Source organism: Deltaproteobacteria bacterium (assembly GCA_016709225.1).
Lineage (GTDB): Bacteria > Myxococcota_A > Polyangia > Nannocystales > Nannocystaceae > Xiheibacterium > Xiheibacterium phototrophicum.
Genome location: JADJEE010000012.1, coordinates 2,630,356 through 2,651,169, shown reverse-complemented (window position 1 = coordinate 2,651,169; position 20,814 = coordinate 2,630,356). Strand labels below are relative to the sequence as shown.

Genomic DNA, 20,814 nt, shown 5'->3' with positions numbered 1-20,814 from the left:
ACCGGCCACCGATCGGTCGTGGGCACCCTGCTGCGCCACGTGTCGATGCACCGGAGCCGCGCGGTCGATCGCCGCAAGGGCGGCGCCATGCGGCCTTTCGGCGGGGGCGTCGGCAGCCGCGACGACCCGCATGAATGTGCCCGGGCACGCGCTTGTCGAACCCGGCCCTTGTCGTCGTCATCCGCGCGGCTGCTGGACGAGGACACCGGGTCGCTGACGGCGACCGAAGGCGACGACCACCACTCGCCACGCGCGGGCGAGCTGCCGGCCCGCGTCGGCCGCTACGTGGTGCTCGAACGCATCGGCGCCGGCGGCATGGGGGTGGTACTGAGCGCCTACGACGGCGAGCTCGATCGCGTGGTCGCACTCAAGCTGCTGCACCCCGGCTCGCGCTCGCTCAACGCGGGCCCTCGCCTGGCCCGCGAGGCCCAGGCGCTCGCGCGACTGTCCCACCCGTACGTGGTGCCGATCTTCGACGTCGGTAGCGACGATGGCCGGACCTTCATCGCGATGCAGCTGGTGCCCGGTCGCACGCTGGGCGCGTGGCTGCGCGAGCGCCGACGCAGCGCCGCCGAGGTGCTCGCGATGTTCGTGCAGGCCGGTCGTGGCCTCGCAGCGGCCCACCGCGCCGGCATCGTGCACCGCGACTTCAAGCCCGAGAACGTGCTGATCGGCGAGGACGGTGTCGCGCGCGTGGTCGACTTCGGGCTCGCGCTGGGTCGCGGCGACCTCGAGAGCATGCCGCAGCCGGTCGCCGAGCGGTCGCTGCTCGAGACACCGCTGACGGCGACCGGCCTGCTGGTCGGGACGCGCGCGTACGTGGCCCCCGAGCAGCTGCGTCGGCTGCCCGCCGACGCGCGCTCCGATCAGTACGGCTACTGCGTCGCGCTGCACGAGGCGCTGTTCGGCACGCGGCCGCGCTTCGACGATCGCGATCCGTCGCGACGCCTGAGCGTCGCACGGACCGGCAGCCCCGTGCGTGACCGCGTGCCCGGCCGCGTGCGCAGGGCACTCGCGCGGGGGCTCGCGATCGATCCGGCCGCGCGCTTCGCCGACATGGACGCGCTGATCCAGGCGCTGGTGGGCACGGCCGCGCGGCGCCGCGTGCTGGCGGCGGTGGCCCTCGCGAGCGTCGCCATGGTCGCGATGCAACGCGCAGGTGCGGCAACCGACGAACCCTGTGCCCGCGCCGGCGATCGCGTACGCGCGATCTGGGACGATGATGCCCGCGATCGCGTCGAGCGAGCCATGCACGCCACCGGTGTCGGCTATGCCGCACAGAGCTTCGAGCTGGTCGCGCGCGAGCTCGACGCCCATCGAGCGGCCGGCGTGGCGGCGGCACGGCAGACCTGCCTGGCCACGGACGCGCAGGCCGACGCGATGCAGGCGTGCGTCGCCCAGCGCGAGGCCGCGCTCGCAGCGGTCGTATCGGTGCTCGGAGACCTCGACGCGCGTTCGATCGAGCGCGCCCGCAGCGTCGCCTTCGGGCTGCCCCGCTTCGACGACTGCCTCGATGCCGAGCGCGCCGCGGGCGAGCCGGCGATGCCGGCCGATCCGACCCTGCGCGAGCAGGTCGACGCGCTGCGCCACGAGCTGGCCACGGTCGACGCGCTCCGCGATGCCCGACGCTTCGACGATGGCCTGGCGCTCGCGGGTGATCTGCAGGCGCGCGCCCGCGCGACCGGCTTCGCGCCGCTCATCGCCGAGGCCACGCTCGCGCAGGGCAGCGTGCTCGAGATGCTGGGCGAGCACGCCGCGGCAGAGCAAGCGCTCGGCGACGCGGCGTGGTTGGCGATCGCCCACGGCGAGGACCGCACCGCGCTCGCGGCCATGACGCGTCTGGTCGGCCTGGTCGGCTACCACCTCGCGCGCGTCGACGATGCCGAAGCGTGGTCGCGCCACGCGTGGGCCACGACGCAGCGGGTCTCACCCACGGCCCGCGAGCTGGCGTTGCTGCACAACAACCTCGGCGCGGTGCAGTTCCGTGCGGGCGCGTACGCCGACGCCGAGCGCACCTACCTCGGCGTGGTCGACATGCTCGCCGACACGCGCGACTCCGGCGAACGCCAGGAGCTCGCGAGCGCATACAACAACCTCGGCAACGTCTACGCGCGGCAGAACCGGCTGCTCGAGTCGGAGACTGCGATCGCACGCGGCGTCGACGTGCTCGTCGAGCTGCTGGGCGCCGGCCACCCCACGGTCGCGGCCGTGCTCATCAACCTCGGCAGTGCCGCCTACGACCAGGGCCGCTATGCGGTCGCCGAGACCTACCTGCTGCGCGCCAGCGAGCTGCTGCGCGACTCGGTGGGCGAGCGACACCCGTCGTATGCGACCGCGCTGACCAACCTCGGCCCGGTGCGCTTCCGGCTCGGTCGCCTGGCGGAGGCCGAGGCGGCGTTGGAGGCCTCGATCGAACTCAAGCGCGCGCGGCTGGGCGCGCGACACCCCGATCTCGCGCTCAGCCTCAACAACCTCGGCGAGGTCTACCGCGACCACGGGCGCGTCGACGAGGCGCTGACCGTTCACCGCGAAGCGTTGGCGATCTGGCGTGACCTCGATCCCGAGCACCCGTATGCCAGCTACCCGCGCACCAACGTTGGTCTCGATCTGCTGGCCCAGGGCCACGTCGGCGAGGCCGCCGCGGCGCTCGAGGAGGTCGTCGCGGGCTGCGAGCGTCGCAGCTGCGACGCGACCATCGTCGCCGCCGCTCGCTTCGGGCTCGCCCAGGCCGTGGTCGCCGACGATCGCCCGCGGGCGCTCGCGCTCGCCCGCGAAGCCGCCGCGAGCTATCGCAGCATCGGCGGCCGCTACGACCACGAGCTCGCGCGCATCGACGCATGGCTCGCGGCGCGCTGACGGTGCACCCGCGTCAGCGGCAGACGATGCAGCCGTCGTCGTCGCTGCAGCTGGGATCGTCGCCCGCATCGACCAGCGAGCAGGCCTGCACGTTGGTGCTGCAGTTGGTCTCGAGCTGCCACTCGCCGCCCTCGCACAGCAGCGAGAAGTCGCGATCGTACGAACACGCCTGCGCGCCCGCGACCTCGCACGGGCCGTGCAGCAGCGCGTAGACGTGCAGATCGTTGATGTCGGTGCACGACACCGCGTCGCGCGAGGGGTCCTCGGCACAGTGCTCGCCGTCACCGCAGGCCACTGCCTGCGTCCACTTGCCGTTCTCGCACGACAGCACGGTGTCGAGCTCGGCATCGGTGCCGCCATCGATGCCGCAGCGGGTGGTCTTGTCCTGCTCGCAGGCTTCGCCGAGCCGCGGGGTCGGGCCATCGGCTGGGTCGCTGCCACAACCGAGCAGCATCCCGAGCACGCCGAGGCGGAGCCATCGCGGGTGTCGCGGGCCCCCAGCCGTGTTGCGCGCATTGCGGGGGTCCATCGACTGCGGAGCAGGCCAGTGCATCGTCGAGCGCCAGCGTAGGGGGTCTGGCGCCGCCGGTCGGTTCGTGCCGCTACGTTTCCTGGGCTGCCACGGCGCGGCTCGCCGCCGGTTCGGCTTTTTTCTCCGGGGTGAAGGAAACTCGGGCGGTCCTCGTTGGCTGGACAGCGGACCGCGCTCGGATCCGCATGTACGTCGTGAGCCAGACCCGCAGAGCCGCCGACGCGCAGGCCCCCCCGGCCAGCCACGAAGCGATCGTGGCAGGGCTCTACCGCGAACACGCCGCGCTGTCGTTCAAGCTCGCGCTGCGGTACGGCCGCGGCGATCGCCAGTGGGCCGAGGACCTCGTGCACGACGTCTTCCTCGAGGTCCATCGCCACGCCGAACGCATCGCGCAGATGGAGAGTCCACGTGGCTGGATCGTGCGCGCGACCACCAGCCGATGCCTCAATCGCCTGCGTCGCGAGCGTTGGCTCGACTCGCCATGGCTGCGGTGGATGTTGGCGACGCCGCCGCGCAGCGCCGAGGATCCCGAGCGCGCGCGCGTGGTTCATGGCGAGCTCGGCGAGCTGTTCGATGCCGTGAACCGCCTGCCCGACGCGCAGCGGCTGTGCTTCTGGATGCGCCACGTCGACGGCATGTCGCAGCCCGAGATCGCCGCGGTGCTGGGCTACGGTAAGAGCTACGTGTGCAAGCTGCTGCAGCGTGCCGAGGCGGCCGTGTCCCACCTGCAAGACCCGGAGCGGGATCATGGATGACACCCAGCGCGAGCGGCTGCGAGCTCTCGACGAGGCGCTGGGCACGGTGCCACTGCCGAGCCACCTGCCAGAGCGCATCTCGGCGAGCGTCGAGGCGCGCGGCGCCCGACGATCGCTCGGTGCGGTGCTCGTGCTCGCCACCGCCGCGGTGGTGCTGGCGTTCGTGGTCGGTCGCGGATCGGTGTCGCCGAGCTCCGAGCTGATCGTGGCGAGCCCCGCCGATGCGCCGGCGATCCCACCGCCGAAGGTGGTTGCGCCCGCGATCGCCGACGCACCGATCCGACGCTGGGACGATCGCCTCGAGGCCACGGCCGGCTGCGCGATCACGGGCACGCAGACGCTGTCGGTGCAGGGCGACTGTCGGCTGCGCCTGGATGCGCCCGCGCTCGAGCTCGAGGTCTGGCGCGGCGCACGGCTCGAACCGGCCGAGCACGGCGTGCGCCTGCACTCGGGCACCGCGCTCTTCCACGTCGAGAAGATTGCTGCCGGGGCCCCGCGCGTGCGGATCGAGGTCACCGCCGGTGCAATCGAGGTGATCGGCACGCGCTTCGTCGTGACCGCCGACGAGACCGGCGGCCATGTCGATCTCATCGAAGGCGCGATCGCGTTTGTGGATCTCGCGGGCAAGACCCATCCGATCGCCGCGGGACAACGGCTCGGCTGGGACGGCACGCACGTCCGCGCCGACGCGGTGGTGCCCTCCACCCCACCGCGGCGCAGCGGCAAGCCCGAACCCGGCGTCGCGCTCGACGAGGGGCTCGAGCGCGTTGCGAGCCTGCGTCGCAGCGGGCGCTACCGCGACGCCATCGAGGTGTTGGTGGCGCTTCGCCGCAGCACCGGCACCGACGAGGCCGCAGCCGCCGTGCTGTCGTTCGAGGAGGGCACGTTGCGCGCTCGAACCGACCGGCCCGATGCCGTGTGCGCCTACTGGCGGGGGCACCTCGCGCGCTTCGGCGCGGGCGACCACGCGGCGTCGATCACCGCGCAGATGGATGACGCCGGCTGCGGTGCGCCCTGATGCTGCGCCTCGCCGCCGCGATCCTGCTCGCACGCCCCGCCACCATCGCGGTCGACGTCGGTGCATTGGCGCTCCCGCAGGCGCAGACCGAGCAGCTCCACGGCGAGCTGATGACACGACTGCTCGAGTCGGGCCACGCGGTCGGCGGCCACGCGGCGGTGGTCGTGCGCCTGACCGGCGGCGGCGAGATCGTGCACGTCGAGGTCGTGCACGGCCGGCAGCTGCACGCACGCGACGTCACGGGTCGCGGCGCGCTGCTGCGGCTGTCGGTCATCCACGCGACCATCGATCTGCTCGCGGAGCTCGAAGCGCTGCGCGGTGAGCCCGACCCGGTGCTCACCGCGTCGACCGATCACGCGGTCGTCGTCGAGCTGTTGCCCGGCGCAGAGCCGCACGCGACCGCGGCGGTCGCTGCGATCGTCGAGTCGGGGTGGGTGGTCACGCCCGCGGGCGAGGACGCATCTCGCCGCGTGTGCGTCGGCGACGACGGTGGCCACACCTCGCTCGCGGTGGTCGATGCCGACGGTGCGTGCGACGACGGCGTGCCCGAGCCACTGTCGAATGGATCGCTCGCCGCGAGGCTCGCGGCGCACGGGGCCGCAGCGGATCCATCGTCGCCGCCCGCGATCACGACGCCGGTCGCAAGCACGCCACCGCCGACGCCGATCGGGCCGCCCGCGCCGACTGCGGTGACCCCGGCCCGCCACGCGCGACCGTCGTCGCCGGCGCCACGCTGGTCTGGGGCCCTCGGCCTCGGGCTCGGCGTCGAGGGCCGCCTACGCGCGGCCGAGCCGGTGGTGCTGCTCCATGGCGATGCCCGCCACGCGCCCACCGGCGTGTGGCTGACACTGCGCGCCGAGGTCGCGCCCACCGGCGGAGCTCGCCTCGCGATCGCGGACACCATGCTCACCACCGGCGTGGGCTGGGGGCGAGCCCTCGCGCGACGGTTCCGGTTCGAGCTGGCGATCGCCGGTGGTGTGCTCGTCCACGGCTATCGCGTCGTGGGTGATCGCGGGATCCGGGTCGATCCCACCGCCGTGCTACCGCTGACGCTCGCGCTGTCGTTGGGCACGCGCGTGGAGCTGGCGCTGTCGGCCTTCGGGGGCATCAGTGGACGCGCGCGATCGCATGTCCGCGGCGACACCGAGCTGTGGTCACGCGATCGCGTGCGGATCGGTGGGATGCTCGGCGTGCGCGTGCGGCTCGACAGGAAACCTCGACCGCCTTCGCGGGCTGTCCGATCATGAAGCGCACGCGTACGCTCGTCCTCGCGATCCCCTCGCTGCTCGCCCTCGCCTGCGGGCGCGACGTCATCCAACACGGCGACGCGAGCTCGAGCACCGACGCGTCGAGTGGCGGCGGCGACTCGAGCAGCACCTCGGCAGCGGACTCGACCGGCGCGCCACCGGTCGAGATCCCCGGCGAAGGCCCCTACGGCGCGGGCACGCGGCTGCAGCCGATCGTCGACCGTACCGCCGATGGCGTCGTCCAGCTGGTGCGCTGGTACGACAGCGAGCTCGGCATCGACTGCGAGTTCGCCAGGGACAGCGTCGGCGACTACCGCTGCCTGCCCGCGGAGGAGGATCAGGTGTACGTCGGGTTCGACGACGAGGCCTGCAGCACGCCGATCGTGGGTACGCCGTACTGCTCGACGGTGCCGAACTACGTGCGTGGCCCCATCATCGATGCGGCGAGCTGCGCCGACGGTGCCCGTGCGCAGGCGTACCTGCGCGGTGCCCCCATCGGCAGCGGCGACATCCGCCACCACAATGATCATGCCGACATCTGCAACGGTACCGGCTCGAACTTCCAGCAGCGCCACGCCCTCACGCCGATCGACGACACCACCTTCGTCGCCGCCACCGTGGTGATCGAGCAGCGCGGCTCGATCGAGATCCGGGCGCTGGTCAGCACCGACGGGGCCTTCCAACGCGACCGCGTGATCGACCCACGGTACGACACGCCGTGCCAGGGCACGCTCACGTTCGAGGCCGGTGCCGGCACGCAGGCCTGCGGCGTCGTCTCGGCCGCGCCGTATGGCTTCGCCGACGCGACCTGCACGACCCCGCTGTTCGCGCTGCCGCAGGACGGTACCTGCGCGCAGCCCTCGACGGCGCTCATCTACGGCACCGACGGTTGGCACACGATCGGCGCGCCGTGGGAGCAGACGATTCACATCGTCGACGGCGATGCGTGCATCGAGGCCCCGGCCTCCGTGCAGGACGGCTTCGCGTACTACGAGCTCGGCGCGCCGACCAGCGAGCCCGAGGTGCTGACCCTCGAAGTCACCCTCGCCGACGCGTCCGGCCGCTTGCGTCGGCTGGGACTCGCCGGCGACGGCGAGACCATCGTGCTGGCCCGCGGCGACGGCACCCGCGATCAGAACCGCTGGTACGACACCGCGATCGAGCAGGTCTGCACGCCGCTCATCGCGACCGACGGCCGACGCCGTTGCATGCCGCTGCCGCTGGCCTACCCCAACCGCCTCGAGCACTGGGGCGATCCGGAATGCAGCGCGATCCCGCTGTACGACACCGCCGAGGCGCCGGAAGGCGATCTCGTGCGCATCACGCTCGTCGGCGAGGAAGCCTGCGGCGGTCGCCCCGTCATCGGACAACAGAACGTCGTCGGCCGCTGGACCGAGCCGGTCTATCGACTCGACGACGAGGGTGCGTGCCTGCTCGACGAGGTGCCCGACTTCGTCACCGTGTTCCAGCTGGGCAACTACCCGGCGATCAGCGACGCACCGGAGCTCGTCCTCACCGGCGACGGCTCCTAGCGCGCGCGAACCAGGGTGCTGGAGCCGTTGCGACGGCGGCGAGCCGCGCCGCCCGCCGCACGCCTTCCCCCGCGAGGTCGTCCGTGGCAGGGTCGATCGTCGCGCATGGAGTGCCCCGAGGAGAACGTCGTGGTGGACTTCGTGCGCGGCGAGGTCGACGACGAGCTCCGCGTCGTGATCGAGCGCCACCTCGACGGCTGCGCCGCGTGCCTGCAGGTGGTCGGCGAGCTCGCACGCATCTTCCAGCTCCCAGTCGATGCCGACGCCGGCACCTTCGGCGGCGGCGAGACCTTGGTCGAGACCTCGCCCATGACCGGCACGGCCGGCAAGACCCGCAAGGACGACGTGTTCGTCGCCGGGCTGCACGAGGGCTCGAAGCTCGGCCGCTACGTGGTGCTGTCGCGCGTGGGCGCGGGCGGCATGGGCGTCGTGTTCGCGGCCTACGATCCCGAGCTCGATCGCAAGGTCGCGATCAAGCTCATGCGCAGCGCGCCCGGCGGATCGGGCCCGAAGGAGCTCGCCGATCAACGCGCGCGACTGCTGCGCGAGGCGCAGGCGATGGCGAAGCTCTCCCACGCCAACGTCATCACCGTGCACGACGTCGGTACCATCGACGGGCAGGTGTTCGTCGCGATGGAGTTCATCGACGGCACCACGCTCTCGGGCTGGCTGCGCGAGCGGCCACGGACGTGGCGAGAGGTGATGACGGTGGTATTGGCCGCCGGCCGCGGACTCGCGGCCGCGCACGCGGCAGGCCTGGTGCACCGCGACTTCAAGCCCGACAACGTGCTCATCGGCAAGGACGGCCGCGTGCTGGTCACCGACTTCGGCCTGGCCCGGCCGGCCGCGGGTCGCACCGACGCGTTCGCGACCGTCGGCGGCAACAGCAGCCAGAAGGTGCTCGGGATTGCACTCACGCAGACCGGCGCGCTGGTCGGCACGCCGGCGTACATGGCACCGGAGCAGCTCGCCGGCGAGCGTAGCGACGCCTTGGCCGATCAGTTCAGCTTCTGCATCGCCGCCTATGAGGGCCTCTATGGCGAGCGCCCCTTCGCCGGCCGGGTGCTCTCCGAGCTCATCGCCAACGTGTCCGACGGCGCGGTGCGACCGCCATCGGTGAAGGCCGCCGTGCCGCGATGGTTGCGGCGCGCCCTCTTGCGCGGTCTCGCGGTTCGCCGCGAGGAACGATACCCCTCGATGGACGCGCTGCTGCAGTCGCTCGCCCACGATCCGTGGCGACGATGGCGACAGGCGGCGATCGTCGGCGTGCCCGCAATCGTCGTCGGCGCCGCGACGCTCGCCTACCAGCAGCACGAGCAGCCCCGCGCGGCCGCGTACTGCCAGGATGTCCGCGACAAGCTCGACGACGTGTGGGACGACGGCCGTCGCGACGCCGTGCGTCGGCGGTTCGAAGCCGCCGGGGCCGCGTGGGCCACGGATGGCTACGACCACGTCGCGCGCAAGCTCGATCCCTACGCCGAGCAGTGGCTCGCGATGCAGACCCAGGCCTGCCGCGACGAGGTCGAGGGCGCGCGACCGCAGGCCGTGTTGGCGCTGCAGATGACCTGCCTCGAGCGGCGTCGCGACGCACTCGCCGCGCTGGGCGAGCTGCTGGCGTCCGGCGATGCCGCCACCCTCGAGCGCGCCATCGATGCCGCCGACAACCTGCCCGCACTCGACGTGTGCGGCGACCTCGAGCGGCTGATGGCGCGAGAGGGCTCGGTCGATGCGACCATCGATCCCGAGACGCGACGCTCGCTCGACGCGGCCCTGGCACGGGCCAAGGTGCTGATCGATGCCTCTGCGCTGGCGGCCGCGCGCACCGAGGCCACCGCGCTGATCGAGCGCACGAAGTCGGCCGGCTATGCCCGCGGCGAGGCCTTCGCCCGGCACCTGGTGGCAGTCGCGTACGATCTCGGCGGCGAGACGGAATCCGCCGAGCGCAGCTACCACGAGGCGCTCTCGGCCTCGCTCGCCAGCGGGGATGCGGAGGTGGTCGTGCGGGCGTCGATCGGCCTGCTATGGGTGAGCACGCAGGCGAGCCGCCCGCTCATCGAAGCCGATCGCTGGTACGCCCACGGCAAGGGCGCGCTCGAGCGCATGGGCGGCGATCCAGAGCTCGCGGCCGAGCTCGAGCGGACGATCGCTGTCGCCTACCTGCAGCACGGTGAGCTCGAGACCGCCGAGGTACACGCGCGTGCGTCGGTGAAGCTCCGCGAGGAGAGCTTCGGCGCCGACCATGCCAGCCTCGGGTTGCCGCTCGGCACCTTGGGCGAGGTGTTGGCCGCGCAGGATCGCATGGAACCCGCGCGCGAGGCCTTCGAGCGCGCGCGGACATTGATCGAGCGCGAGTATGGCGAGCTGCACCCCAATGCCGCCGCCGCGAACGACAACCTCGGTGCACTGTTGGCAGAGTCCGGCGATCTCGAGGCCGCGCTCACGCCGATGCGACGCGGGCTGGCGATCCGCGAGGCCGCGCTCGGCGTGGATCATCCCAGCAATGCGGCGTCGCACCACAATATCGCGGGGGCGCTGCGCGAGCTCGGACGCATCGACGAGGCCCGCGTCCACGCGCAGCGCGAGCTGGCGATCGCCCGCCTCGCCTTCGGCGACGGTGACTCCGAGTACGCCAGCGCGCTCGGCAACCTGGCGCTGTGTGACGCCGAGGACGGGCGGCACGACGCGGCCGCCGCGGGATTCCGACAGGCCCGCGAGGTCGTGCTCGCGAGCCTGGGCAAGCGTCACCCGCAGGTGGCGTTCTACAGCGGTGGCCTCGCCGCCGAGCTGCTCGCGCTCCAGCGCGCGAGCGAGGCGATCGAGTTCGCCCAGGAGGCACTCGACGTGCGCCTGGCCGCGTTGGGCCCAGAGCACTTCAAGGTCGGCCTCAGCGAGCGCCTGCTCGCCGATGTCCTGCTCGCCGCCCTTCGCCCCGACGACGCCATCCCCCACGCCGAGCATGCGATCGCGATCCTCACTGGCAAAGTCGGCGACGCGAGCGCGCTCGGCCAATCGCAGTTCGCCCTCGCCCGTGCGCTGTGGGATTCGCCGACGCACCGTGATCGCGAGCGCGCCAGGGAGCTGGCTCGCACCGCGCTCGCGACCGTGAAGACCCGCAAGCCCGTGGATGCCAGCGACGTCGACGGCATCGAGGCGTGGCTCGAGGCCCATCCGTGAGCGCGAGCTGGATCGACTGCTGCGTCGCGCACATCGCCACCATCGCGGGAGTCGAGACCGCGGCTGTCCTGCGCGCCTTCGCAGCGCCGTTCCCCCGCGGTGGTCCACCGGCGCCGCCCGAGCCGGCCTCACCCGGGAGCTTCGAAGCGCTCGAGCGTGCGTGCGCGCCGATCGAGCCGGCGCAGTTGATCGAGGATCTCTCGCTCGACGTCGATCGGGCGCAGGCCGAGCTGTTCACCCGACGCCTACGCGCGGTCGACGGTTTCCTCGACGCCCGCCCGAGCGCCCCCGCTCGGGTGCTGCGCGTGGGCTTGCGCATGCGCTTGGCGGGCATTCTCCGCGCGACGCGACCCCACGCGTCGCGGGTGCGCGCGCTCGCGGACTACTACTACAGCCACGGCTGTCGGCTCGCCCACCACGACGCCGACGCGTGCTCGCCGTCGTATGCGAACGCCCTCGCGGCGCTGCAGTGGCGCGGGGTGGTTCCGGGCCTGCACCACGCGGTGCTCGACGGCCGCTTCGCCGAGGGTCCGACGCACGTGAACCTGCTGCAGGTCGATCCACGCCGCATCGAGGTCCGCGCGCTGGACTGCCGCACACGCGTGGACGCCGGCGAGTCGTTCGCGCAGACGGTCGCCGGCGAAGGTGCCGTGGCAGCGACCTCCGGCGGGTTCTTCCTCTACTCCGAACCCGACATCGCGCCGCCGTCGCGTCGTCACGATCCGGTGGGCTTGTTGGTGCGCGATGGCGTGGTCGCGGCGCCCCCGGTGTTCGCCCGTGGCGCACTCGTGATCGATCGCGACGGTGGGGTCGCGATCGAGCGTGTCGGTCTCGACGGCTGCGTCCTGCAGGGGCACCGTGGCTGGCAGCTGCGGGTCGAGGGCGCGGTCAACCGCGCGCACGCCGAGGTCGGTCCGGCGCGCCGCTGCATGGCCATCGTCGGCGACCACGTGGTCGCCGTCGGCATCGCCCCGCAGGTTCCGCTCAACGGCGCGGTGATCCCCATCGGCGACGTCGACGTGCGCATCGGTGATCGCGTCTCGTGCACATTGCCCCCGCGATCGGTCGCGGTGGCGACCGCGATGGCCGGCGGGCCGATGCTCGGCGACGCCGGCCATCCCGCCGTCCTGACGGAGCTGCGCCGCGAGGACTTCTGGGGCACGGCACCGCCGGTGACCTTCTCGCAGGACGAGACCGGCGATCAGAACCTGCTCCCGCGCATGGTGGTGGGCACGCGAGCGGCGTCGCTGATCTTCGCGGCCGTCGACGGCCGCAACTTCGAGCGGGCCCTGGGCATGACGCTCGCGGGCGCCGGCGCGCTGCTGCTCGCGCTCGGCTGCGAGCGCGTGCTCAACCTCGACGGCGGCTCGTCGAAGCGCATGGTGCTCGAGGGTCGGACGCTCGATCTGCCGAGCACCGAGGTGGTCGGCGAGGGCGCGACCGATCCAGCGATCCGGCCGGTCTACACCGCCTTGTGCATGCACCGGCGTTGATGCGAGCGCACCCGCGAAGCGACCGCTCGCGGGTGCGTCGACGCCCCTGGGGTACGTCGCCTCCTCGTGTCGCCCACTAGCCTTCGACGTCGGGGCCCGGCACCGCGTGGGCGCCGTCGGGGCTGTCGTACTCGGGATCCGGGATGATCGGCGGCTCGAGGGGAGGGCCCGCCGGCACCACCGGCGTCACCGTGGGCGCCGGCGTCACCACGGCGGGCGGCGACGCTTCGTCGACGGGGGCATCGTCGGTCGGCGCCGCGGCCGGCTCGTCGCTCGCGGCCGCCGACACATCGTCGACGTTCACGCGGGCGGTCATCACACCGACGCCGACCGCAACGCCAGTGCCCATCAGCACGGTCAGCGTCAGGAAGGTCTCGACATCGATGCGCATGGGTTCTGCTTCGCTCCTCCGGAGCACGCCGGCTCCATGCACATCGACGAGCGAGTGACTCCGATCGGTCGACGCGAGCCGGTAAAGCGGCCGTGAAGTCGACGCGCCGCGGACGCGCAGAAGCTGCGAAGCGCGGAAAACCCTGCGCGCTCCTGCGCGCTCCGTCGCGTCGTAGGGCGGCCATTGCGGCAGTTCTGGTGTGGCATGACCGCTGCACTCGTGGGGCCCACTCCGATGTCCAAGCACCGCGCCATCCCCGAGGTTCGCAAGTTCATGACCACGTCGCCGCATACGATCGGCGCCGACCAGACGATGGCCCACGCCCACGAGGTGATGCGCAAGTTCCGGATCCGGCACCTCCCGGTGCTGCGCGCCGAGACCCTGGTCGGCGTGCTCTCCGACGGCGATCTCCACCTCGTGGAGACGCTGAAGGACGTCGACCCGGCCAAGGTACTCGTCTCCGAGGCGATGACCGAAGACGTCTACCGGGTGCCACCCGACGCTCCGCTCGACGAGGTCGTGAAGGAGATGGCCCGGCACAAGTACGGCTCGGCCGTGGTCGTCGATCATCACCACGTGGTCGGCGTCTTCACCACCGTCGATGCCTGCCAGGCGTTCGCAGAGATGCTGCACACCACGCTGGCGTAGTCGTCCGACTGCCGCTAGACCGGCTGCGGCTGCGGATCGGCCAGCAGGTAGCGCAGCACCAACGCCGCGGTCTCCTCGCACAGCGCATCGTCGTCGAGCGCGTCTGGGCGATCGAGGATCGCGGCGTGGGTGATTGCCTGCACGCTGTGCACGAGGATGAAGCCGGCGAGCTCGAGATCCGCGGGGCGCAACGCCTCGTCGCGACGCTCGAGTTCGCGGCGGATGAGCTCGACGATCATCCGATCGACCTGCGCGATGCGATCGAACCCGGCGATGCGCGGCACCTGCTCGATGAGCACACGATGCAGTCGCGGCGCGACGTTGTGTGCGCGCAGCAGCGTGCGGATCAGCGCTCGAATCGCGTGGGCCAGCGGCAGCCCGCGCAGCGCAGCGACCTCGCCGACCACGAGCGCCGTCATCTCCTGCATGTGACGGTCACACAACGCGGTGACCAGCGCCTCCTTGTGCGGGAAGTACTGGTACAGCGAGCCGATGCTCACACCGGCCCGCCGCGCGATGGCATTGGTCGTCGCGCCCTCATAGCCGTGCTCCGTGAGTACCTCGGCGGTGGCGGTGAGAATCGCCTCGACGGTGGCCTGAGCGCGGGCCTGCTTGGGTAGCTTGCGAACGTTCTCGGTGGCGATGCTCATGGGTTCCTCTAGAAGGCAAGCGTCCAAGTCAAGGCGGCGCCGCGGGTGGCGGGCATCGGGGTGAAGGCACTTCGGCTCGAAGGACGACCGCGTCGCTTGGCGCCGATCGCCAACAACACGGTGCCGCTCAGGGCGACGACTCCGCCGGCGACGGCGCTCGCGATCGTGACGACGTCACCGCGGTGCCCCCTCGCCAAGGCGTCGGCGCGGGCTTGCTCGTCGCCAAGCTGATCGAGGCCAGGCAGTGTGCGGCGCGCCGAACTCGACATCCGCGTGCCCGCGACCACACCACCGACCACCGCGCCCACGCCGAGCACCATCAGCACGGAGCCGGTCGCAATCGAAGCTCGCCCCCGTCGCGATCGCTCGCCGTCGGCGCCCGGCGTCGGTGGGGGCCGGACCGGTTCGCGCTCGGCCTGCGCCGCGTCGACCGCCGCCTCGAGCTCGGCGATCCGCGTACGGACATCGGCGAGCTCGGTGGCGTCCGCGACACCGGAGGCCTCGGCGTCCGCATGGTAGCGCTCGAGCAATGCGATCGCCCGCCGCAGCCGCGCGACGTCGTGATCCTGTGCGAACGCCTTCTCCTGCGCGCGCGCGATGTTGTAGACCAACGAGTTCCGCGTCGCCGCGGTCTCCGGGGTCTGCGGCAGCAGCGCGTATGCATCCGTCCACTTCTCGATCGCCTCCTGGTAGTCGAAGGTCTCGTAGCTGGCCACGCCCGCCTGGTAGAGCGCCTGCGCGGAGGTCATCGGATCCTCCACGGGAGTGTCGACGCCCTCGACGGGGGCGACGGGGGCGAAGATCAACGCGAGGCTGAGTACGGTCGTGAGCATCATCGGCCTCAGATCGCCACCATCGATACGACGACCGCAAAACCCGGCGCCTCGGGGTCGGGCAGATACACCAAGAGGTCGTCGGGGCGACCGGGCTCGTACTGCTGCGCCGGCACCAGCACCACCTGCCAATCGCTCGCGACGATCAGCTGATCGCTGAGGTTCAGCGCCTCCAGGTTCTCGTCGAGTCGAAAGACGTAGATGACGGAGACGCCGCCACCCTGCTCTGTGCGGACGAACACCTCGCGGAGGAAATCACCGTCGATGTCGCCGAACAGGATCTCGCTGCCGCCGGTGAACCCGCCGAATACGGGCAGCTCCTGCCCGTAGAGCGAGGCGAACAACGTCGTGCCGTCGGTGTACGCGAGGATGCCCGACCATGGATCCGCGGCGAGGTCGACGATGGGCACCCCAACGTTCAGCGACTCGAGCGGTTCGAGACCGCTGCCGGGGCCTTCGATCGCGAAGCGCTGCACGCCCTGGTCGGTGGCGACGAACAGGGTCGTGGTGGATTCGTACGCGTACGCGAGCGCACGACCTTCGAGCGCGACGGTGTCGGCGACGCCCTGCCCGAGTTCGTCGACGACGCTCAAGCCCGCGTCGTCGAGGTACGCCACCGGCATCGAGGCGAACGCATCGAGCCCGTAGTAGAGGTAGCCGGTGGTCAACGCGGTGACGCCGGCGGCCGCCCGCGAGGTCACGCTGCCGTCCTGCCACTGCAGCACGCCGCCGGCGTGGCCGATGAGCAGGCGGTTCGAGGAGGGGCCCTCGGGAGCGCCCTCCTGGATCTCGCTGCCGTAGCGGATGGCCAGCGCCGCGGGAACACCGGTCATCACCGCGTCACCGAAGGACGACATCGCATCGAACGAGAGCGGGAACGCGGCCGGGATGCCGTTGTAGCCGACGAACCCGCCCTCGAGCGCGACGACGAGATCGGCGGCGCCGTCGCCCGAGAGATCTTCAACGAGCAGCTCGCCGCCGACCGGCAGACCTGCGAGCACCGACGCCGGCAACAGGCAGCGCTCGGCCAGCAAGAACCAGCACTCCTGGCCTTCGGTGTCGACGCCGGTGGTCGGCGGCGGCGGCAGGGTGCCCGCGGTCGACTCCTGCGACGAGGTGGCACCCTGCGTGGTGCTCACGACGCCGGTGGTCTCGACGCTGCCGGTGGTCTCGCCCCCGTGGGTCGGCGGCGCGACCGTGCGCCGCGCGACGCGGACGCGCGCGTCGGCACCGTCGATGGCGACGAGCTCGGTCACGCCGTCGCCGTCGAGATCCGCCGACGCCGAGGCGATCGCGTCGCCGAGCCCGAGCGCACCGCCGTAGACGAGCCCTCCGTCGCCGTCGTTGTCGAACAGGTAGATGTCCGCGAGGTCGGCCCGCGGCCCACCAGCGACGATGATCTCGCGATCGACGTCGTCGTCCAGCGCGCCCGAGGCGAGCAACGACGGCGACCACCCGAGGTCGTAGACCGCGACCGGCTTGGCGGCCTTGTCGAGCTGGATGCTCTTGCCGCGCGACAACCACAGCGCCCCGTCGCTGCCGGCCGCCAGCACGTCGGCGTACTTGTCGTCGGTGAGGTCTTCGATCAGGAAGCGCTGCGCGGGCGCGCCGGTCGGGATCGGCATGCGTGGCGTGAACGCGCCGTTGGGATTGCGCGCGAGGGTCTCGAGCTCGGCGGCGTCGTGGGAGCCGACGTAGACGATGTCCATGGTCTGGCCGAACGCGCGGATGTCGGTCGGCCTCGCCACGAAGGTGTCCTGGTTCGGCTTCGAGAAGGTCTGCGGGTCGACCTGCTCGCGCACGTCGATGCCACCGCGCACGAGCACGGCGACATCGGCCCGGCCGGCGGGGTCGTCGACGAACGCGCCGATCTGCGGACGCAGGGGCTCGTCGAGGCCCTCGGCGATCGACACCGGCACCTCGAACACCCCGGCACCGTCGTCGCCCGGGCCGGTTCGCACCAGCCACACGCCGCCGGTCGAGGTCGTCGCGACGATGTCCGCCCAGCCGCTGCCGTCGACGCGACCCACGGTGAGGTCGCGGACCTCGGCGCCGAGCGAGCTCGACGTTCGCGGCGCCGCGAAGCCGCCAGCGCCGTCGTTGCGCAGCAGCGTGAGCGAGCCGTCCGCTCCGCCGATCACGAGATCGGGTCGGGCATCGCCGTCGACCAGCGCGACCGTCAGCGTCGCGGGGGCCGGACCCGCGTCGAAGCTGGCCTCCTGCAGCACGAAGCAGTAGTCCCCGACCCCGGCGCCCGCGGTGCAGCGGGTCGGTCCGCCGCACACGCCGAACTCGCAAGCGAGCCCACCACACGAGCGGTCCGAGGTGCACGGCTGACCGCGCAGCGCGTCGTCCGGCCGAAAGCACCCGGGCACTGCGCACGCGCACGCCAACCCCCAAGCCAAGCAGGAAACTACCCGACGCATACTTCGAGGCTGCATGGTCTTTCTCGCATCGGCCTTCTGCATGACGCCCGATCTCGAGATTTTCTACCGGCGCCGAAACGCGCCGGCCGGGAGCTCGCGTGCGCGTTCTCGACGCAGCCCCGTCACCGGTCGCCCGTGGGCGCGCGCCCCCGCACCGCCTGCAGACCCATCCGCAGGCCGAAGCGTGGCCGCAGCGTGATGAGCGGCTCTGGGCGCACCGGGTGTCCCGGCACCAACCACGGCCGGAATCGCTGGAGCACGCAGGCCACGATGAGCTGCGCCTCCATCATCGCGAAGCCGTTGCCGATGCACTGACGGGGACCGCCGCCGAACGGGAAGTAGGCGTAGCGGGGTCGCGCCTCCTCCCGCTCGGCCGTGAACCGCTCGGGGTCGAAGCCCTCGGGGTTGGGCCAGAAGGCGGGGTGCCGGTGCGTCACATAGGGCGAGATGAGCACGAGCGTGTCCTTGCGAACGCGGTAGCCGAGCACCTCGTCCTCGCCGATCGCGTGTCGATCGATGATCCAGGCCGGGGGATACAGCCGCATCGACTCCTTCAACACCTGCAGGAGGAACGGCAACGACGGCAGATCGTCGAGCGTCGGCGGCCGGCCACCCAGCACCTCGTCGAGCTCGGTCCGCACGCGACGCTCGACCTCGGGGTGGGTCGACAGCACGTAGAAGGTCCACGCGAGCGCATTGGCGGTGGTCTCGTGGCCGGCGAGGAACATCGTGGTGACCTCGTCGCGCAGCTGCCGGTCGGTCATGCCCTCGCCGGTCTCGGCGTCGCGCGCCTCCATCAACATGCCCAACAGATCCTCGGCCTGCTCTCCGGCGCGTCGTCGCGCGATGATGTCGTTGATCACGCGATCGAGCCGTCGTGACGACTCGCGTGCCCGCATGGTCGCGAGCGTGGGGAAGCCGATCGGCAGCAGGCTGTCGAGCGCGCGGTCGGCCCACTCGTTCAGCACCGTGACCGCGTTGCCGACCTGGTCGGCGCGATCGGCCACGTCGGTCGACAGCAGGGTCTTGCCGACGATGCGCAGGGTCAGCGCCATCATCTCGTGGGCCATGTCGATCGAGCGACCGAGCGTGGCGGCGTCCTGCCAGTGCTCGAGCATCTCGAGCGTGTCGGTGATCATGGTCTCGGCGAAGCCCGCGATGCGACGACGATGGAACGCGGGCTGGGCGATGCGACGCTGGCGACGCCAGAAGTCGCCGTCGCTCGTCAGCAGACCATTGCCGAGGAACTGACGCAGCACGTCGTAGCCACGCGTGCGCTTGTCGTAGTTGTGATTGTTGTCGACCAACACGTGCTTGATCGCGTCGGGGTGACGCAACAACATCGCCTGCACCGGACCCACGCGGAACGCCACGACGTCACCGTGACGATGGCCGGCGTCGGTCAGGAACCGCAGCGGATCCTCGCGCAGCTGCGACCAGACCCCGAGCGGATGTCGACGGTTCATTCGGGGGGGCTCGCGCTGCGTGCTGGCGACGGTGACCTGCATGGGACTCAAATCTGAGCGATCGCTCAGATTTGTAAACTCGCGTTTGGAGCGCGGCTGGGCCCGCCGGAGGCCTCCCGCAGGGTGGGCGCCGCGGCGGGATCGAGACCCGTGTGCGGGGTGGCCGCTCAGGTTTTCGGGGCGGCGTACGCCCGGTCAGCGGGGCGCGACCAGCACTGGCACATCCGGCGCCATCGCAGGGGTCTCGTCGTCCCCGATGTTGTCGATGTGCCCGAGGCCGAGCTGGCCGTCGGCGTTGCGACCCCAGCACTTGAGGCGATGTCGCTCGAGGATCGCGCAGGTGTGGTTGCCCCCGGCATCGAGCGCCGTCACGCTCGCGGTGCCGAGGTCGACCGCCGCGACCGTCGAGGGCACCTCGTCATCGCCGACGTTCATGGTGTTCGCGAGGCCGAGCTGGCCGTCGTAGTTCGCACCCCAGCACCGCACCACGCCACCCTCGAGCTGCGCGCACGCGTGGTTGTCACCGACGCTCACGTGGGTCGCCGCAGCGCCGAGCAGGATCGGCGGGAGATCGGTCGCGGGTTCGTCGTCGCCGACCACCACGAGGTTGCCCTGCCCGAGCTCGCCGCTGGCGTTGCCGCCCCAGCACCGCACGTCGCCGCCGTCGAACCGTGCGCACGTGAGGGCGTAGCCGGCCGAGACCTCGAGCGCGTCTTCGTCGAACGAAAGCGCCGCGACGGCGACCGGCTGCTCGTCGTCGCCGATCGTGTCGAGCACGCCGAAGCCACATTGCCCGCCGCCGTTGCCGCCCCAGCACCGCACGTCACCGTCGTCGAGCACCGCGCAGGTGTGCGAGACGCCCGTGCTGACCCAGACCGTCGCTGCGCCGAGCATCACCGCTTCGGTGCTGTCACCGGTCTCGTCGTCGCCGATGGTGTTGCCATTGCCGTAGCCCAGCGCGCCGCCGAAGCCGGAGCCCCAACAGTGCACGTCACCGCTCTGCAGTCGCACGCACGTGTGCGCACCGCCGGCGGCGATCTGCACGGGGTCGCTGTCGAACGCCATCGGCGTCGGCATCGACGGGTATTCGTCGTCGCCGACACCGTCGAGGTTGCCGAGCCCGAGCTGCGCGCCGCCGTTGCCCCCCCAGCAGCGGATGCCCACTGGCTCGAGCAGCGTGCACGCGTGCGAATCGCCCAGCGAGCCTGCGATCGCCGCGCCCGGCAGCATGAGGTCGGCCTGCGCCGCGGGGTACTCGTCGTCGCCGACCGTGTCGGTGGTGGCGTAGCCGTTCTGCCCCAGCGCGCCCTGCCCCCAACAACGCACGCGGCCGCCCTCGATGCCGACGCAGGTGTTGCGATAGGAGGTGTCGATCCAGATCAGCTCGGTCAGGCTGCAGTCTGCGTCGCAGCCGTCACCATCGACGCGCGCTCCGTCGTCGCACTGCTCCTGGCCCTCGACCAGCATGTCGCCGCACACGACCTCGGCGCACGCGGCCTCGCGACAGACCAGGCCGCGATCGCAGGTCGCGTCGTCGAGGCACGGGCAGTCGACCCCGCTGCAGCCGCCATCGCTGCTGCTGTCCTGCGCGGTGTCGGTGGGCTCGACACCGGTCGTGGAGGGTGTGGTCGACGTCGAGGGCGAGGCGGTGCCCTCGTGCCCACCGTCGGTGGTGGTCGACGCATCGCCCGAGGAGGTCTCGCCCTGCCCGCGCGCGTGGGTCTCGGGGTCGAAGCAACCGCTGGCCGCCGTCAGACCCAGGAACGCGAGCCACTGCCGCACGTTCGCCATGC

15 protein-coding genes are annotated in these 20,814 nt (G+C 71.8%); 8 read left to right on the top strand and 7 right to left on the bottom strand.

What is annotated here, in order from left to right; translation table 11 throughout:
- Positions 1 to 168 precede the first annotated feature (168 nt).
- Positions 169 to 2,856, top strand: coding sequence for a serine/threonine protein kinase (locus tag IPH07_35925; GenBank protein MBK6922832.1), 2,688 nt, complete (start codon positions 169 to 171; stop codon positions 2,854 to 2,856).
- Between the two features lie 13 nt (positions 2,857 to 2,869).
- Here the strand turns inward: IPH07_35925 and IPH07_35920 are convergent, their stop codons facing one another.
- A complete protein-coding gene (locus tag IPH07_35920; protein MBK6922831.1) occupies positions 2,870 to 3,409 on the bottom strand; it encodes a hypothetical protein in 540 nt (179 codons plus the stop codon).
- A 164-nt stretch (positions 3,410 to 3,573) separates the two neighbouring features.
- Here IPH07_35920 and IPH07_35915 point away from each other — a divergent pair, with 164 nt between their 5' ends.
- The 6 genes from IPH07_35915 (at position 3,574) to IPH07_35890 (ending at position 12,607) form a co-directional block, all read left to right on the top strand.
- Complete coding sequence (locus IPH07_35915) at positions 3,574 to 4,143, top strand: sigma-70 family RNA polymerase sigma factor (GenBank protein MBK6922830.1); 570 nt, start codon at positions 3,574 to 3,576, stop codon at positions 4,141 to 4,143.
- Positions 4,136 to 5,161, top strand: coding sequence for a FecR domain-containing protein (locus IPH07_35910; GenBank protein ID MBK6922829.1), 1,026 nt, complete (start codon positions 4,136 to 4,138; stop codon positions 5,159 to 5,161). The genes IPH07_35915 and IPH07_35910 overlap by 8 nt, the downstream gene beginning before the upstream one ends.
- Positions 5,161 to 6,408: a hypothetical protein gene (locus IPH07_35905; GenBank protein MBK6922828.1), complete on the top strand. Its 1,248-nt coding sequence runs from the start codon at positions 5,161 to 5,163 to the stop codon at positions 6,406 to 6,408. The genes IPH07_35910 and IPH07_35905 overlap by 1 nt, the downstream gene beginning before the upstream one ends.
- On the top strand, positions 6,405 to 7,940 hold the full coding sequence (locus IPH07_35900; GenBank protein ID MBK6922827.1) for a hypothetical protein: 1,536 nt from the start codon (positions 6,405 to 6,407) through the stop codon (positions 7,938 to 7,940). Before IPH07_35905 ends, IPH07_35900 begins: the two co-directional genes overlap by 4 nt.
- A gap of 105 nt (positions 7,941 to 8,045) precedes the next feature.
- The gene (locus IPH07_35895; protein MBK6922826.1) at positions 8,046 to 11,114 is read left to right on the top strand and encodes a tetratricopeptide repeat protein; all 3,069 of its coding nucleotides are present in this window, start codon (positions 8,046 to 8,048) and stop codon (positions 11,112 to 11,114) included.
- The gene (locus tag IPH07_35890; GenBank protein ID MBK6922825.1) at positions 11,111 to 12,607 is read left to right on the top strand and encodes a phosphodiester glycosidase family protein; all 1,497 of its coding nucleotides are present in this window, start codon (positions 11,111 to 11,113) and stop codon (positions 12,605 to 12,607) included. The genes IPH07_35895 and IPH07_35890 overlap by 4 nt, the downstream gene beginning before the upstream one ends.
- A gap of 76 nt (positions 12,608 to 12,683) precedes the next feature.
- Here IPH07_35890 and IPH07_35885 read toward each other — a convergent pair whose 3' ends face one another.
- Positions 12,684 to 12,998 (bottom strand): hypothetical protein, encoded by a 315-nt coding sequence (locus IPH07_35885; protein ID MBK6922824.1) that lies wholly within the window; start codon positions 12,996 to 12,998, stop codon positions 12,684 to 12,686.
- A 273-nt stretch (positions 12,999 to 13,271) separates the two neighbouring features.
- On the opposite strand from IPH07_35885, the gene IPH07_35880 reads away from it, so the two are divergent.
- Positions 13,272 to 13,646 (top strand): CBS domain-containing protein, encoded by a 375-nt coding sequence (locus IPH07_35880; protein MBK6922823.1) that lies wholly within the window; start codon positions 13,272 to 13,274, stop codon positions 13,644 to 13,646.
- A gap of 14 nt (positions 13,647 to 13,660) precedes the next feature.
- Here IPH07_35880 and IPH07_35875 read toward each other — a convergent pair whose 3' ends face one another.
- From IPH07_35875 to IPH07_35855, 5 genes are all read right to left on the bottom strand, one after another.
- The gene (locus tag IPH07_35875; GenBank protein MBK6922822.1) at positions 13,661 to 14,296 is read right to left on the bottom strand and encodes a TetR family transcriptional regulator; all 636 of its coding nucleotides are present in this window, start codon (positions 14,294 to 14,296) and stop codon (positions 13,661 to 13,663) included.
- 8 nt (positions 14,297 to 14,304) lie between these two features.
- A complete protein-coding gene (locus tag IPH07_35870; protein MBK6922821.1) occupies positions 14,305 to 15,132 on the bottom strand; it encodes a hypothetical protein in 828 nt (275 codons plus the stop codon).
- 5 nt (positions 15,133 to 15,137) lie between these two features.
- Positions 15,138 to 17,597: a VCBS repeat-containing protein gene (locus tag IPH07_35865; protein ID MBK6922820.1), complete on the bottom strand. Its 2,460-nt coding sequence runs from the start codon at positions 17,595 to 17,597 to the stop codon at positions 15,138 to 15,140.
- 80 nt (positions 17,598 to 17,677) lie between these two features.
- Positions 17,678 to 19,063 (bottom strand): cytochrome P450, encoded by a 1,386-nt coding sequence (locus tag IPH07_35860; GenBank protein ID MBK6922819.1) that lies wholly within the window; start codon positions 19,061 to 19,063, stop codon positions 17,678 to 17,680.
- Positions 19,064 to 19,216: 153 nt separating this feature from the next.
- Entirely contained in the window at positions 19,217 to 20,812 is a 1,596-nt protein-coding gene (locus IPH07_35855; protein ID MBK6922818.1) for a hypothetical protein, read from the bottom strand.
- Positions 20,813 to 20,814 lie beyond the last annotated feature (2 nt).

What these genes read in the sequence shown, in the direction of transcription:
- IPH07_35920 (MBK6922831.1), bottom strand. Translation starts at nt 3,409, where the DNA reads ATGCACTGGCCTGCTCCGCAGTCGATGGACCCCCGCAATGCGCGCAAC.
- IPH07_35915 (MBK6922830.1), top strand. Translation starts at nt 3,574, where the DNA reads ATGTACGTCGTGAGCCAGACCCGCAGAGCCGCCGACGCGCAGGCCCCC.
- IPH07_35910 (MBK6922829.1), top strand. Translation starts at nt 4,136, where the DNA reads ATGGATGACACCCAGCGCGAGCGGCTGCGAGCTCTCGACGAGGCGCTG.
- IPH07_35905 (MBK6922828.1), top strand. Translation starts at nt 5,161, where the DNA reads ATGCTGCGCCTCGCCGCCGCGATCCTGCTCGCACGCCCCGCCACCATC.
- IPH07_35900 (MBK6922827.1), top strand. Translation starts at nt 6,405, where the DNA reads ATGAAGCGCACGCGTACGCTCGTCCTCGCGATCCCCTCGCTGCTCGCC.
- IPH07_35895 (MBK6922826.1), top strand. Translation starts at nt 8,046, where the DNA reads ATGGAGTGCCCCGAGGAGAACGTCGTGGTGGACTTCGTGCGCGGCGAG.
- IPH07_35885 (MBK6922824.1), bottom strand. Translation starts at nt 12,998, where the DNA reads ATGCGCATCGATGTCGAGACCTTCCTGACGCTGACCGTGCTGATGGGC.
- IPH07_35880 (MBK6922823.1), top strand. Translation starts at nt 13,272, where the DNA reads ATGACCACGTCGCCGCATACGATCGGCGCCGACCAGACGATGGCCCAC.
- IPH07_35875 (MBK6922822.1), bottom strand. Translation starts at nt 14,296, where the DNA reads ATGAGCATCGCCACCGAGAACGTTCGCAAGCTACCCAAGCAGGCCCGC.
- IPH07_35870 (MBK6922821.1), bottom strand. Translation starts at nt 15,132, where the DNA reads ATGATGCTCACGACCGTACTCAGCCTCGCGTTGATCTTCGCCCCCGTC.
- IPH07_35865 (MBK6922820.1), bottom strand. Translation starts at nt 17,597, where the DNA reads ATGCAGAAGGCCGATGCGAGAAAGACCATGCAGCCTCGAAGTATGCGT.
- IPH07_35860 (MBK6922819.1), bottom strand. Translation starts at nt 19,063, where the DNA reads ATGCAGGTCACCGTCGCCAGCACGCAGCGCGAGCCCCCCCGAATGAAC.
- IPH07_35855 (MBK6922818.1), bottom strand. Translation starts at nt 20,812, where the DNA reads ATGGCGAACGTGCGGCAGTGGCTCGCGTTCCTGGGTCTGACGGCGGCC.